The organism is Bacillus sp. BS98, assembly GCF_008432245.1.
Classification (GTDB): Bacteria; Bacillota; Bacilli; order Bacillales; family Bacillaceae_G; genus Bacillus_A; species Bacillus_A toyonensis.
In genome coordinates this window covers 4,934,381-4,949,006 of sequence record NZ_CP043830.1, presented here as the reverse complement: position 1 = coordinate 4,949,006, position 14,626 = coordinate 4,934,381, and the positions used below count along the sequence as shown (strand labels likewise).

General features: G+C 37.0%; 14 protein-coding genes. 5 read left to right on the top strand and 9 right to left on the bottom strand.

Annotation, left to right across the window (positions count from 1 at the left end; translation table 11 throughout):
* Window positions 1–46 precede the first annotated feature (46 nt).
* Window positions 47–715: a YknW family membrane protein gene (locus tag F0362_RS25845; protein WP_000387954.1), complete on the top strand. Its 669-nt coding sequence runs from the start codon at window positions 47–49 to the stop codon at window positions 713–715.
* 214 nt (window positions 716–929) lie between these two features.
* Window positions 930–1,400: a sigma-70 family RNA polymerase sigma factor gene (locus tag F0362_RS25840; protein ID WP_000801309.1), complete on the top strand. Its 471-nt coding sequence runs from the start codon at window positions 930–932 to the stop codon at window positions 1,398–1,400.
* 81 nt (window positions 1,401–1,481) lie between these two features.
* Here the strand turns inward: F0362_RS25840 and F0362_RS25835 are convergent, their stop codons facing one another.
* Window positions 1,482–1,961, bottom strand: coding sequence for a competence protein ComK (locus F0362_RS25835; RefSeq protein WP_001058457.1), 480 nt, complete (start codon window positions 1,959–1,961; stop codon window positions 1,482–1,484).
* 190 nt (window positions 1,962–2,151) lie between these two features.
* On the opposite strand from F0362_RS25835, the gene F0362_RS25830 reads away from it, so the two are divergent.
* Window positions 2,152–2,550, top strand: a complete 399-nt coding sequence (locus tag F0362_RS25830) for a DUF4359 domain-containing protein (RefSeq protein ID WP_000731398.1) — start codon at window positions 2,152–2,154, stop codon at window positions 2,548–2,550.
* A gap of 161 nt (window positions 2,551–2,711) precedes the next feature.
* Here F0362_RS25830 and F0362_RS25825 read toward each other — a convergent pair whose 3' ends face one another.
* Together F0362_RS25825 and F0362_RS25820 are read right to left on the bottom strand one after the other, a co-directional pair.
* Entirely contained in the window at window positions 2,712–2,927 is a 216-nt protein-coding gene (locus F0362_RS25825) for a DUF2922 domain-containing protein (RefSeq protein WP_001197607.1), read from the bottom strand.
* Window positions 2,928–2,948: 21 nt separating this feature from the next.
* Entirely contained in the window at window positions 2,949–3,173 is a 225-nt protein-coding gene (locus F0362_RS25820) for a DUF1659 domain-containing protein (protein ID WP_000257697.1), read from the bottom strand.
* Window positions 3,174–3,283: 110 nt separating this feature from the next.
* On the opposite strand from F0362_RS25820, the gene F0362_RS25815 reads away from it, so the two are divergent.
* Window positions 3,284–3,769: a VanZ family protein gene (locus tag F0362_RS25815; protein WP_001080720.1), complete on the top strand. Its 486-nt coding sequence runs from the start codon at window positions 3,284–3,286 to the stop codon at window positions 3,767–3,769.
* 27 nt (window positions 3,770–3,796) lie between these two features.
* Here F0362_RS25815 and F0362_RS25810 read toward each other — a convergent pair whose 3' ends face one another.
* The 4 genes from F0362_RS25810 to F0362_RS25795 form a co-directional block, all read right to left on the bottom strand.
* Window positions 3,797–6,553: a DEAD/DEAH box helicase gene (locus F0362_RS25810; RefSeq protein ID WP_053446259.1), complete on the bottom strand. Its 2,757-nt coding sequence runs from the start codon at window positions 6,551–6,553 to the stop codon at window positions 3,797–3,799.
* A complete protein-coding gene (locus tag F0362_RS25805; protein WP_053446258.1) occupies window positions 6,537–8,156 on the bottom strand; it encodes an SWIM zinc finger family protein in 1,620 nt (539 codons plus the stop codon). Before F0362_RS25805 ends, F0362_RS25810 begins: the two co-directional genes overlap by 17 nt.
* Before the next feature lie 221 nt (window positions 8,157–8,377).
* Window positions 8,378–8,680 (bottom strand): DUF3910 family protein, encoded by a 303-nt coding sequence (locus tag F0362_RS25800; protein WP_001102548.1) that lies wholly within the window; start codon window positions 8,678–8,680, stop codon window positions 8,378–8,380.
* Window positions 8,681–8,764: 84 nt separating this feature from the next.
* Window positions 8,765–9,649, bottom strand: a complete 885-nt coding sequence (locus F0362_RS25795; RefSeq protein WP_000733306.1) for a cell wall-binding protein EntA — start codon at window positions 9,647–9,649, stop codon at window positions 8,765–8,767.
* 676 nt (window positions 9,650–10,325) lie between these two features.
* Here F0362_RS25795 and opuD point away from each other — a divergent pair.
* Entirely contained in the window at window positions 10,326–11,843 is a 1,518-nt protein-coding gene (gene opuD, locus F0362_RS25785; protein ID WP_001230123.1) for a glycine betaine transporter OpuD, read from the top strand.
* Between the two features lie 664 nt (window positions 11,844–12,507).
* On the opposite strand, the gene F0362_RS25780 is transcribed toward opuD, so the two are convergent.
* Entirely contained in the window at window positions 12,508–13,809 is a 1,302-nt protein-coding gene (locus F0362_RS25780) for a glycosyltransferase family 2 protein (protein WP_000988738.1), read from the bottom strand.
* Window positions 13,806–14,561, bottom strand: coding sequence for a GGDEF domain-containing protein (locus F0362_RS25775; RefSeq protein WP_000794327.1), 756 nt, complete (start codon window positions 14,559–14,561; stop codon window positions 13,806–13,808). The genes F0362_RS25780 and F0362_RS25775 overlap by 4 nt, the downstream gene beginning before the upstream one ends.
* Between the last annotated feature and the right edge of the window lie 65 nt (window positions 14,562–14,626).

Genomic DNA, 14,626 nt, shown 5'->3' with positions numbered 1-14,626 from the left:
GAACCGCCCGTTAGAACGGGTTATATAAATAGAAGGAGGCGTTATAATGGAAGCGAATTTGAATACGCAAAAGGTTGGCGGAGAGAAGCCATCATTATTTGGAATGATTACTTCTCCTGGTGTGCAGTTTGAGAGAATGAAGACTAGTAATGCGGTTTGGGGTGCTTTTTGGTTACTGGTTTTATTAGCGGGGATCGTAGGAGGACTTGCTTCTTATGTTTACTCTTTAACTCCGGAAGCGATTAAGGTTAATAAGGATTTAGGTATTACTGTTACGCCTGTAATGTCGTTTGGTACGGGTGCAGTATTCGGTGCTATTGGTATGGCGATAGGTTTCTTTATTAGCGCAGCAGTGTATAAAGTATTAATGATGTTAATGAGCAATGATACTTCTTATAAGAAATTATTAACAATTAGTGTGTATTCAAGCATTATTTCATTACTTGGTTTATTAATTAATACAGTTTTAGCACTTGTTTTAGGCGGATCAGGACAAGAAATGTATACTGGCTTAGGACCGATTTTCGCTTCAAGTGGTGGTGTTGCAAAAGGTATTGCAAATAACATTGAAGTGTTCACAATTTGGGGATTTGTTATTACATGGTTAGGTCTTCAAATTACGGCTGGTTTAAGTAAAAAGAAAGCAACAATTCTTATGGTTGTCTTCTTTATCTTAACTATTGGATTTGGCGCAGTAAAAGGCATGTTCCAATAATAATAAAATAAAAAAGGTGGCTCTTTAGAGTCACCTTTTTTATTTTTACCCTTACCTCAAATACCACCAACAAAATTTCAAATACTGCCTAGTGTAATTTCAAATTCCTTCGGTAGTATTTGAAATTACTCAAAGTGAAGTCTCTTCTTTATTTTTATATTGTAAAGGTACCGCGGAATAACAAAGAGGTATACCTTTTAGAAATAGGTACTATGTGAAGCCAGCGACTTTTACAGAGACGGTTGTTTTGTATGAAGGAATGATTGTAAATCAAATAAAGAAGTTAAGTATTTATCAAGATCATGAAGAGTATTATCAATGTGGTTTAATTGGTCTTTGGTATGCGTATGAAAGATATGAGGAGGGGAAAGGAAGTTTTCCTGCTTATGCGGTGATAACGGTACGTGGTTATATATTGGAAAGACTAAAGAAAGAATGTGTAATGCAGGAGAGGTATGTGTGCGTCGGAGAGTACGATGAACAATTTGAGTCTGAAGAAACGGGAATGAGAGCACAGGATTTTATGAGTGTGTTAAATAAGAGGGAGAGACACATTATTTCGGAACGATTTTTTGTAGGGAAAAAGATGGGTGAGATAGCCTGTGAAATGGGAATGACATATTATCAAGTGAGGTGGATATACCGGCAGGCACTTGAGAAAATGCGAGATAGTGTAAAGGGATAAAGAGAATAAATAGAATGGAAGATAAGAGAAAGATCACCTTCCATTCTATTTGTTTTAAGATAGTAAATGTGGCATGAGGTTTTATGAGTGTAGTGAATCTTGCATGTTCATTTGGGATAAAACATATCCAGCTTTCCATAATTGCTGACTTAACTTATGGGAACTAATTTGTATCGTTACGGTAAATCCGTTTGAGAAAAAAATTTTAGCTTTTTTAGTTTTTTTGAAAAACTCTATTGTATGGATATGCTTGTAGAACAACCAAATACAGTTTGGAGAAGCAGGAGATTCTGTTGGAAAAGCGCAAATATATTCCTTATGATTAATTGGAATCGGAACGTTTTGTTTGAATTTAAAGTTTGCTTGGACTGCATTACGTCTGCCCTGATAAGTAGAATAAACATCTGTTAGACAAGATTTCTGTATGAGCTGGAGAGCGGTTTGGCGGGAGTAAAGGTGCTTCCCGCTACTGTCGATAATTTTTGTACGGTAAGAGGGGTGCTTACATGGCTCTAACATCATTGTAGAACTAGAAATAAAAATATCATTTTCATTGTTCATTAGTATAATGCCTCCCTTGTAATCTTTATTCTGAATATAATTATATATAAATTGTGTAAAGTCACTATTAATATTCTGTTTTATATTGTAAATTTTAGTTATTCGTTTACAATCAACAGGTGATAGTCTTTCTAATTTGCATCGCTTGTACATATATATGAAAATAGAAAAGAATAGGCGGTGATATAGCATGAAGAAAAAGTATATTATTATAGTTCTAGCTGTTGTTCTCCTAGTTTATTTAGCAAATAGTAATCCGAGTAAAGGAGAATATACGGATTGGGCAGCGAAGCAGTTTATGAAACGTAATGATGTGAGTAAGAAGCTAGATGAGGTTCAAAAAGAAAATGAAGAGGGTCTTCTTGGCGATTTAGCATCGGCAGGTAAGAAGTTGGCGAAAAAGTATGTTGAGCCACAAGTTGGATTATTAATTGACCATTATACAAAGCGAAATGATTATATTTTCTTCTCAACATATACGACTGATTTCGATTTAGGTGGAGAAAATTATAAATATGTATGCGTCGGTTTTTCAAAGATTTTTATTCCGATTGAAATGCCGAAGAAAAAAGACGAATCTGCAAAATAATGCAGATTCGTCTTTTTCGTTTATCCCGCTGTTTGTGGGCAGTCAGACTTCTACCTCAAAATTCGGTTGGGGAAAAGAAGGTTTACTGCCCGTAAATGCCTAATGGGTGAAGGTTTATAATCAGTGGGGACGAACAAAATCCCGCTGATTAAAGTTTCACTTTATAGAGTAATTGGAACTTCGGATACATTTTTTTCTACGAGACGGGCTCCTTTTTTTCGGGTATTTTCATCAATTGATGAAAATACAGATGACGCAAGAATGGTATCCATTACTTGATTTACGACTTGTGCATCGACGGGTGTGATGGGCTTATCGATAGAAAAAACAACTGTTTTTCCATCTTCTTTCGTGAAAATCAATTCGAGTACTTGCATGCTTTATTCCCTCCTTATTATTTATACGTTAGCAAGATCTGAAGTACTTACAAGTTGTACAGCGTGAAGTGATGATTCTTGTAAGGAAGCAAGGGCACGGGCTACGTTGTGTACTTGCTCTAAGTTTGCATTTGTTTTAACGCGTTTAAATTGTTTGTTCTTCAAAGTTGTTTTTCCATTCTTATCTAATCCATTGTTTAATACAAGACGTAGAGTTAAATCCATTACGATTGTTTCAACTGCCATGTTTATCACCCCCTTTCACTTTATAAATAGGGGGCAAATGTCATGTTTTGGCGTGAAATTTTTTCTTTTTTTTGGTACTCTTAAAAGACTAAGAGAGGGGTTTCGGAAGAATGAATCGTAAATGGTTATTTTGGATTCCTGTATTACTATGGATGGGGCTTATCTTCTATTCCTCAGCACAACCATATAAAAAACAGGATATGCGCTCGGATATTGAACAATATGTAAATGTTGAGTTTGTGAAAGAGCATTTTTCATGGGTATCTATCGATTATGGTGGAGGTACACCTGTTAGTATTGCAAATAAAGGTGTGGGCGGATTTGTTGAATTTTTCCTTCGTAAAGGTGCTCATTTTATGGTGTTCTTCATGCTCGGTTCTTTGACGTATTATGCTTTTCATCGATCGGGTTGTTCGAGAAAAAGATGCTTTATATATGCCCTTCTTTTCGTTGCAGGGTATGCAACATTGGATGAAATCCATCAATGGTTTACGGGAGATCGTACACCGATGTGGCAAGATACATTACTTGATACGTGCGGCGGATTGACAGGAATTATAATAAGTAATTGGTTTTGGAATAGAAAAAGGAGCTAATCTCATTTCGAGATTTGCTCCTTTTGTTTATACACCAAGTAATTCTTTTAATTCGTCTGTTGATAGTTCAGTCATCCAACTATCACTTGTAATGACCGCATTGTTTAGAGATTGTTTTCGTTCTAACATTTCATCAATTTTCTCTTCTAATGTTCCTGTTGTAATAAGTTTGTGAACATGAACGAATCGTTTTTGACCAATACGATATGCACGGTCCGTTGCTTGATTTTCTACAGCTGGATTCCACCAACGATCGTAGTGAATGACATGATTAGCGGCAGTTAAGTTTAAGCCTGTTCCGCCAGCTTTTAAGGATAAGATGAAAATGTCATACGTTCCGTTTTGGAACTGTTCGATCATCTTATCACGCTCTTTCTTCGGCACACTGCCGTTTAAGAAGAGGACGCGCTGACCAAATGTTTCCTCTAATATGCTCTTTAGCATGTTTCCCATGCTGATGTATTGGGTAAAGATTAAACAGCTCTCATTCTGATCTTTAATATTTTCGATTAGTTCCATTACCGTTTTTGTTTTCATAGAACGTTCAACGATATCTTTCGGTTCTGTTTCTTTTAAATAAAGAGCAGGGTGATTGCAAATTTGTTTTAGTTTATTCAACATTAGTAATATGAACCCGCGACGTTCAATCCCGCTTAGCCCTTCAACATTTTGTAATGTATCTTGAACAAGTTGCTCGTATAAGGAAGCCTGTTCACCAGTTAGTGGGCAGTAAGCTTTCTGTTCCTGTTTATCTGGTAAGTTTAATGCGACTGTTTGATCTTTCTTCGTTCGACGCAGTAAAAATGGTGAGATAAAGCGTTGGACTTGTTGGATTTTTCTTTCATCACGGTCTTTTTCAATCGGTGTGACGAAGCGGCGCTGGAATTGTCCTAAACTGCCAAGATATCCATGATTAATAAAGTCGAAAATGGACCAAAGCTCGGCAAGTCGGTTTTCCATCGGTGTACCAGTTAAAGCAATTTTATGATTTGCCTGCAAGTTGCGTACTGCTTTCGACTGTTTCGTATGTGGGTTCTTAATATTTTGTGCTTCATCCAAAATAACAGCGTCCCAGCATAACGAAGTAAGTTCTTCCTCGTCAAGTTGAGCTAACGCATAAGACGTTAATACAACATCTGCTGATTGAAGAAAATCTTTAAATGAATCTCCCTTATCGCGGTTACTTCCATAATGTAATTGAACACGTAAATTTGGTGCGAAACGCTCAAATTCTTTTTGCCAATTTCCAAGAACGGATGTCGGCGCCACGATTAATGCGGGACCTGTTTTGAGCTTGTTTTCTTTTACATATAGTAAGTAAGAGATCGTTTGAATACTTTTCCCAAGTCCCATATCGTCCGCTAATAATGCCCCAAATCCAAGTTGTCGTAAATATAATAACCATTCAATGCCGTGTTGCTGATACGGACGAAGTGTTGCGTTTAGTGAAGTAGGGACATCTACTTTTGGAATATCTCCAATATGGAGCAGCTTTTGAAATAGCTCTTCATAATATCCGTCTAGTTCGATTTCAATATCAGTAAACGGACTATCTTCTTCTACAATTTCTGTTTCAGCAGTGTTTGATAAATGTTGCTGGAGGACATCTTTCATTTCTAGTCCGTATTTATCGGCACGGTTCATTAGTTTTCTTACTTCTTCAATAAAGGCTGGATCCAGTCGCATCCATTGACCATTTATATTGAATAATCGTTTGTTTTGTTCAATGAGTTCGAAAAATTCGCTTTCCGATAAATCAATTCCGTTCGTTGAAATGCGCCAATCAAAGTTAACGAGCGTATTCATGCCGAAGAAAGATTGTGTTTGTGCTGTACTTTGCTTCAGCTGTACACGCAGCTTCGGTTTTGCTGCTTTTAAATTTTGCCACCATGATGGTAATAAAATTGTAATACCAGCTGCAAGTAACTCGTCACTTGCTTCTGTTAAGAAATTCCATGCTTCCGTTTCAAACAGTTCTTTTCTGAACGTATCCTCTTCTTTTAGCCACGGTACGAGCTTACTAAAGCCTTCTTGCGTTTCCGTAATACGCTCTTCGTAATCGTGCCATCTTTTCGGTAAGGAATCGATGTTTTCATATACATATATGCGATGTGCCCCGCGCTTTGGTGCCACAATCGTTTCAAGCTTCCACATTTCAAATTCCTCTTGTGGTTCTTGCAGTCTTAGTCCAATTGTAAAGGGAAGGTCATCTTCAATGTAACCGATTTTTCGAAGCCAATCTTCTTCATGTAGCGCTGTTTCCAGCTGTCTTTTCGTAAAGTCGTAATGTTCGTATAGTCTCTTTGCATCTTCCCATCCGTCATTTGATCGGTTATCTTGCAATATACTTTCATTTACCGAGGTTGAGAAAAGCGTTGCTAATGTGTCATCTTCGATTGGTGTATTTTGAACTTTCCAAGATGGTTGTTTGGACCAACGTTCCATATCGGGTACGAAGCTACCGCTTACGAAGGCATCCCATAATTCATTTGCATCTTTCGTAAGTGCTGTAATAGGATCGTTCATTTGAATATGTGCAAAGGAGTTCATCGGTTTGTTTGCGATGTATTCAAATGCTTGTGCGTTTGTTAGCATAACACCTTGTTTCCTTTCAAAGGTTGCTTCTTTTAGAAACGTGCCATAGAAGGAAGTGGCGTGCCATGTAAATGCATTTCGTTTCCAACTAGTTACGGATAATGGAGTACCGCTGTCATCTTCGCCCCAAAGGAACCAACCTTGACTAACATGCTGGAGCCTAATTGTTACTTCAGTTTGATTGATCATCGATTAATTTTCCTTTCCGTAATTCCTCTTGTAGTGCACGAAGGCGTGAATGTAGATTGGCGATATGAATAATGAAAGCATCCCATTCATCGGTGCGTTTTAAACGTTTATATAATGTACGTAATTTCTTTAAGTAGCGAACTGCACGTCTATATGATTTACGGTTTCGTTCTTCAATGGCCTCTACAGCAGCAAGATGATAAAGAGGAAGTGCCGCTTCTGGCGCTTCTTTTTCAATATCTTTCAATGGCTCTTTCAATAGTTCAATTGCTTCAAATCCATATAAGAGATGAAGTTCGGACCATGTACGATACTGCTTCTTCGCGAGTACGTATTGTTCGTAGTTTGTGAAACTATACGGTAATAGTTCTTGTAAAATCATTTCGAATCCAGCTTGTTCATTTGTATGCGTTGCATATGTTTCGTACATGATTACAAATAACCGAACGATATCTTTTATGAAGATTGTATCCTCGTGCTCATGTATGGTTTTCTTTACTTGTTTATACGTAAACGAAAGCCAGTTTTTTCCGCGATCCCACTGCATGGCGCTTAATAGCTCTTCTAACCAATAGAAATAAAGACTTACAACAGAAGCAGGCTGTTTTTTTAGTAAGTCCATTGCTAGTAGGTCTTCGTCATTTAAAAAGAATAGATGAGAAGATGCTAATGCTTTAGAAAGTGGATTTATTTTCGTGTCAATTCGTTTTTCTTCTTCTTGCAGTTGATTTTTATTGTTTAACAGTTCACTCCATATGTGACGATAAATGAAAAATCGCTCTTGCGTATAAGAGTCGGTAGAGAAGAATACTTCATGAACGAGACGAGCTGTTTCTTGCAAAATGATTTCAGACTCTGAAGGAATCGCTTCTGATTGTAAGTCCCGAACGATGGATTCCACTTTATCTACAAATAGGCGAACGACGTTAACAGGTTGGTGATAAGAATACGTTTTATTTACTTCGAATGCCTGAATTTCTTCTAATAATTTTTGAAAGCAATAAAGTGCCGCGTGTAGTCTGAACAATTCATGTATTGCAATGATACGCGGAGCTTTCCGCTCGAGTTTCGTATAGAAGTCTGTAAAAATACTCATAAGAAAATACATTTGTTTATAAGTAAGCCGAGCTTGTTCTTTTTTAAATGATTCATATTCGTTGTCAAAATATGATTGCCAACTTTTATAATCTGTTTCTTCAAAAGCTGATGATTGCAATACTTGTCTTGCAGTTCGAATAGGAGGAAGAGAAGGTTTCGTATTATTTTTAAATAAAGTTAATACATCTCCTACTTGCCCGAAACTAGACGCTGCAGATAGTAACACAGCGAGCATATGCTCACATTGCGTTGGTGCGAAGCAATCGCAATAGCTTTCAGCGACGTTACGAATCGGGATATGAACGCTATATACGCTGCCTTCAGCATCTACAGTTCCTGATAGCGTGTAACCATCAAAGTCAACGTTGTAGACAACACCACTACGATATAGGTGCCGAGCTGTAGCGACATGTTCCTGATCAGCTGTTTGCTGTGGATCTAGTCCTTGAACGAACTCATTCGCAATCATCATAATTTCATCTTTCGTAATTGAGTGTTGCAGCATAATATTCCTCCGTACACATATTTCTTTCCTTTACCATTATAAACAAAAAATGCTCAAAACAGAAAAAATGAAATTTAGATTATCATATCGTAACTGTGAATGGGAAGATGCTGTATCATTCTCTTGGTACAAATAATACGTTGAAACCAGGGGGAAGTATCTGGTCCGACTCGTTAACGTAAGAAAGACTATCTCTTGTAATTGAGATAGTCTTTTTGCGGTCAGAAGCGTGTCTGCTTTAATGTCGCTTGTACATACGGATTATTTACTATTTGTTCGACTAGCGGTAGCATTGCTTGTTCGAATGGAATATCGATAGGAAATGGCTTTTGTGAGCCTGGTTTTATCCCGTATTGTACAATTTTGTAATGTATATTTCCTTCATGGCCGAGCACAATTAATTTATAGCGATTGTCATCGCCGGCGAGTGAAAAATCAATGGAAGTAGCATCATATGTTACTTCGTCTTTATATATATAAGGTTTTGGTGTACCAACCCAGTCTACTTTTGCTTGTACATTCATGATAATAGCCTCCTCATAGCTATTATAAATAAATAAAAGCCAGCTCTCAACAAAGAGAACCGGCTGTAATTTAGCAGTCATTGGTTATTTTAAAATTTTCACTTTAACAGTTTTGCGTCCCCATTTTTGGGCAGCGCTATCTGATCCAAGTAGAATGTCGATACGGTTACCTTTAATTGCACCGCCAGTATCTCCAGCGATAGCTTCTCCATAACCTTCAACCCATACTTTAGATCCTAATGGGATTACTTTCGGGTCAACAGCGATCATTTTCATGTTTGGATTCGCAGTTAAATCATGACCCATTGCAGTTAATACACGGCCGCCATATGTGCCACCGTTTTCGCTCGGGTGAGCTGTATATGCTGTAGCTACAACTGTTAACTCACGACCACCAGAAGGTTCGCTAGTTTCAGCAGCTTTCACAGCAGGCTTAGCAGCTGGTTTTGCTTGTGCTACAGGTGCTTGAGCTTGAGCTTTAGCTGGTGCTGCAGCTTTAGCAGGAGCTGGTGTTTCTTGTTTCTCAATAACAGGTGCTGTACCTGTTAAGAAAGGAACATGAACATAAGCTGTTTTCCCGTTATATTCAAATTGTAACCACTCATTTTGTACTTGGTTCGTTGTTTCAATCATATCGTCCTTCTTCAACGTTCCAAGAATTTCTGAGTTTGTGTTCGCTTCAGCACGTACGTTTAATACGTTAGCTGTTACGTAGTAGATGCTTTTTGTGAACTCTGCACTTACGAATGCGTCTTTACCATCTAAAGTGATTTTTGACCATCCGTTCTCTGTATTTAGAACATCTATTTTATTACCGTTTAGTAATTTACCGACAACTTTTGATTCAGTAGTAGGGTTTTCGCGTACGTTTAGTACGTCTGTTGTTACAACAGTTTCTGCATTGGCAGATGATGTGAAAATCCCAAGACCAAAAACTGCTGCTGTTGCTATACCAATTAATTTTTTCATGATAGCCTCCATTGCGTTTGTTTTCGTGTCCTCATTATAGCAACAGATTTTTTCGGATTTGGGGAAAACACACAATTACAAACCATTCGTAATCAGTCGTTAACATCCTGTAATATAACAAAAAATATAGGAAAGCGTTTTTCATTCTATATGATTAGTAGGTTTCTAGTTATATTCAAAATATTTAATACAACATATTTTTTTCGTCGTAAATAAAAGTGTTACGACAGTATTACAAAACGTTTACTATACAGTTACATTCCTTGAGTATTTTACCGTTTTATGGGTAATATAGTTATATAAACATAAACATTTCGTTTGTGAAGCTATAAACATGTGCTATATACTAGTAAAAAAACCGCATAATTGTTACAAGAAGAAAAGGTTGCAAGGAAGGAATTTGCCCTTTTTTACATGTGTAACACATCCTTTTTTGGGAAAATACATTCCCATCCGCATTTTTCTCGCACAATTTGGCAGCAGTATTTCTACCTTGTAGCTCTTGCAGAGTGAAAAGGTTATACGGAAGGTAAGGCTGTCTATAAGAATTCTAATTGGTGAAGGTGAAAGTAAGAGATTTGAAAGAAAATCACCGCAAAAATTATAGTTTTCTATCCGATTTAACATATCGGAATTTATGTTATTTACAAAAGTGAAACCTACGAAGGGGGATTTGATGAGGAAACTGACAAAGACATTCATCGTTTCATTAACATTATGTATTGCATTTACAATTTGGGGGATTATTCCCGAATCTATTATTGGACAAGGTAGCCTAGGAAATGTAACAACTGCAATTCAAACTGCACTAGTTAGTAAGTTTGGATGGTTTTATATTATTTCTGTTTCTATCGTTTTAGGTGTGTCCATCTTTTTAATTGTCTCGAAATACGGTTCTATTCGTTTAGGTAAAGATGATGACGAACCTGATTATAGTTATATGACATGGTTTGCTATGTTATTTAGTGCTGGTATGGGTATCGGTTTAGTTTTCTGGGGTGTTGCGGAACCATTAAACCATTTATACGCACCTCCGTTTGGAGATGGTGCAACTGAGGAAAGTGCGCGTCTTGCACTGCGTTTTTCATTTTTCCATTGGGGATTACATCCTTGGGGACTATATGCGTTTGTAGCGTTATGTATTGCGTACTTCACTTTTAGAAAAGGAAAAGCAAGTACAATTAGTGCGACAGTAGGTCCGTTATTTAAGGGCGGGGAACATGGGCGTATTGCTCATTCATTTGATGTGTTAGCTGTGTTCGCGACTGTGTTTGGTGTTGCGACATCATTAGGTCTTGGGGCAAAACAAATTGCAGGTGGTGTTAGCTATTTAACATCTATCCCTAATTCATTAACGACACAGTTAGTTATTATCGCAATCGTAACAGTTCTTTTCATGTTATCTGCGCAAACCGGTCTTGATAAAGGAATTAAATATTTAAGTAATACGAACATTATTTTGGCATTTGCACTTATGATAATTGTATTATTTGCAGGTCCAACAAACTTTATTATGAATTACTTCACTTCAACGATTGGTTCTTACATTCAGGAATTGCCAGGCATGAGTTTCCGTTTAAGTCCATTGGATGAAGGTGGAAATCAATGGATCCAGTCTTGGACAATTTTCTATTGGGCATGGTGGATTGCATGGTCACCATTCGTAGGTACATTTATTGCTCGTGTGTCACGAGGGCGTACGATTCGTGAGTTTGTTATTGGTGTGTTACTTGTTCCGACCGTAATTGGTGCACTTTGGTTCTCTGTTTTCGGCGGGACTGGTATTCATATGGAGCTGTTTGGTGATGCGCATATCTTCGACAAAGTGAAAGAGATGGGAACAGAAGTAGGATTATTCGCTATGTTCGATCAGATGGGTAGCTTTGGATCAGCTTTATCAGTTTTAGGTATTCTACTTATTGCAACATTCTTTATTACATCAGCAGATTCTGCGACGTTTGTTTTAGGAATGTTAACGACGCATGGTAGTTTAAATCCACCGAACCGCATTAAAATGGTTTGGGGTATCGTTCTAGCCGCGATAGCTTCTACCTTATTATATGTTGGTGGATTAGAAGCATTGCAAACGGCAGCTATTATTGCGGCATTCCCATTCGTCTTTGTTATTTTCTTTATGATGGCAGCATTATTTAAAGAATTGCAAAAAGAAGGACGTATGAAGCAACATAAATAATAGAAGGAAAAGGGCTGATTTCATATCAGCCCTTTTTTATCCCTCTATTTGTGGCAGTAAGACACCCACCTCAAAATTCAGCAAAAGCAAAGAAGTTAAGTGGGGGATGAATAAAGCCCCACTGATTAAAGTTTCATTTTATATAGAAGAGATTTTAAATACAAATCAGGGAAATAAAATACTGTACTATATAAGTAGTATGCCTTTTATACGAAGAAAAAATGATAACTTTCGACAACATTCGATATTTTATGAATTCTATTCATATTTTTGTCAAAAATATGTCGGAAATGTGTTGTCACTTTTATGTATATGTGCTATATTATTTCCTGTAAGCGATTTCAAATAGTTTTAAAGCGCATTCAAGGGGGACATCTAGAATAATGAAACGTTACGAAAGAAAGTGGAAGCATATTTGTTTGAAACGTGTGGCACATCGAAATGTGCAAGAAAGCACGGAACCTAAGACTGAAACGCGCAAAGATCAGCAAGAGAAGCAATTGGTTCTACAAAAATAGCAATCACTTTTTCGTATATAAATGAAGGTCGATCGTTCGTTGGGGGATGGACGTGAAATTACTTTCAGCTAAGGGGTATTGTCTGATATATAATTTATACGGCAATAAATAAGCACAGAGCATACGGCGCTCTGTGCTTATTTTTATTATTTATCTTTTTTGAATCGAACGGTTTTATCCCAGCCGATGACTTGTTTCTTGCTCTTTGCACGTAAGTATAAGATTAGACTGCGAATAAATAAATACGTGAAGAGCTGTGCGTACGTAAAGTACATGATGACGCTAATAAAAATATTCGTCGGTGTAAAGGTTCGTTCGACGCTCTGGGCACTAAATAATTGCGAAACATATGTAATATATGCAACATACCACATAAATAGTAACGGAATACTATATTGAATCTGGAATATCCCGAGTAGTCCAATGACAAACCAAACGTTTGAAATGATTAAAAATAGCCAAAATACGACATACACTAACACTTGCTGTAAGGAATGGACAAGAAGTTTCCCTTTAAAGAAACTTAATGAAGAAAACATCTTTTCTAAAATATAGAGATTTCCTTGGAGCCAACGTGTACGTTGTTTAATAAGAATTTTTAAATGCTCAGGTTCTTGTTCCCATGTAATCGATTCTGGAACGATTGGTAAGAGATAGCCTTTTTGTGTAATTCGTAATGTTAATTCAGCGTCTTCTGCAATTGCATAAGGATCATAGCCACCAAGCTCTTCTAAGGCAGAGCGACGAAGAAGCATGTTCGTTCCTGTTAGTGAACCTGTTTGGAATAGTAACCAGCGTCCAGATTGCATAAGGAGCTGGAAGATTTGAAACTCTAGTGAAATCATTCGTGTCAGCCAGTTTCTGTTTTCATTGACTGTACGAACGTGTCCAACAGCCCCAACGGCATCTTTGGTTGTTTCAGCATGTTCGACAAGCATTCGCAGAGCATGTGGTTCAGGTTGATTGTCTGCATCGTAAACGCAGAAATATTCACCATTCGAAATACTAAGCCCATAGTTTAATACACGTGATTTTCCTTTTGGTTCACCAGGCGGGACACGAATGTGACGGATATGAGCATAAGCTTTGTCAAAGTCATCACCAATTTCAGGTGTTTCATCCTGAGAATTATCGTTTAATAAATAAACAGTTAGTTTGCCTGGATATTCAATCTTTGCCATCGCCTCTAATGTATCTTTAATAACGACCCCTTCATTATGGGCGGGTATTAAAATATCAACGCTCGGATAATGTTCTAGCGTACGATCTTTTCGTTTACTATTTCGGTGAATTAAGCCTGCGAGTGTTAAGAAAGAATAATAAACGAGTAAGCCAGAGAATAGAAAGGCTGTAAAAATAAGTACGTATTTAATTGAAAATGCGATGCTAATCCAAAAAACGAGTACACAGAATAAAAGAAATAAAAGGAGTATAACAAGCGTCATCATAATAATGTCGGTCCTTTACTTCCGATTTGCTCTCGCGAAATTTTTATATCTTGAATTGCTTCAGCAGCAAGCCATTGCCCCATTTTTGGCTGTAGGCGGTTCATTACAATGTTAGCACCGGCTTCATTTGTGTTTTGTAGTAAAATAACCAGTGTATTGCTATCGTATTCAGCAGCAAGGTCAAAGTCATTTCTTATCGTTTCAACTAATAATGAAGCTACACGGTCCATGACGCTTTTTTTCGTGTATTTACTAAAGGAAGCGAAATCGAAGTAAATGATAATACCTGATTCATTGCGACGATTCATTGCAGTTATTAATAATGCTTGTCTTCTTTCGAATTCTTGTCTCGTTAATAATTTTGATTCTCCAATGTATTGTTCTAGCGTTCTCACACGCTCAGTTAATTCTTTATTCTCATGAATAACTTTCTTTAATAGATGTGTTGAGATATAAACAATGAAGAAGTTTGCTACCATCAGGAAGTGAGTAATAATGTACTCCCATTGATCTGATGTACTCCATAAGTAAAGCCACGCTTGATAGAATAAATAGAATACCGAAATAATGGTTCCCAATATGAAGAAAACAAATGCGGTTTTATCAGGCAAAAATAGAAATAGTACATTAACGATTACATATATAATTGTAAAAATGAGAGCATGCTCATAATGCGTCACATGTACAGTTGTAAAATAAAATAAAATTTGTAAAATCCACATAGAGAAGACTTTATAGAAATTATTTTTCACAAAACTTTCCTCCTTAAAGGTAATTCAGGCAAGGATACTTGTAGTATACGCAATTAATAAGAATT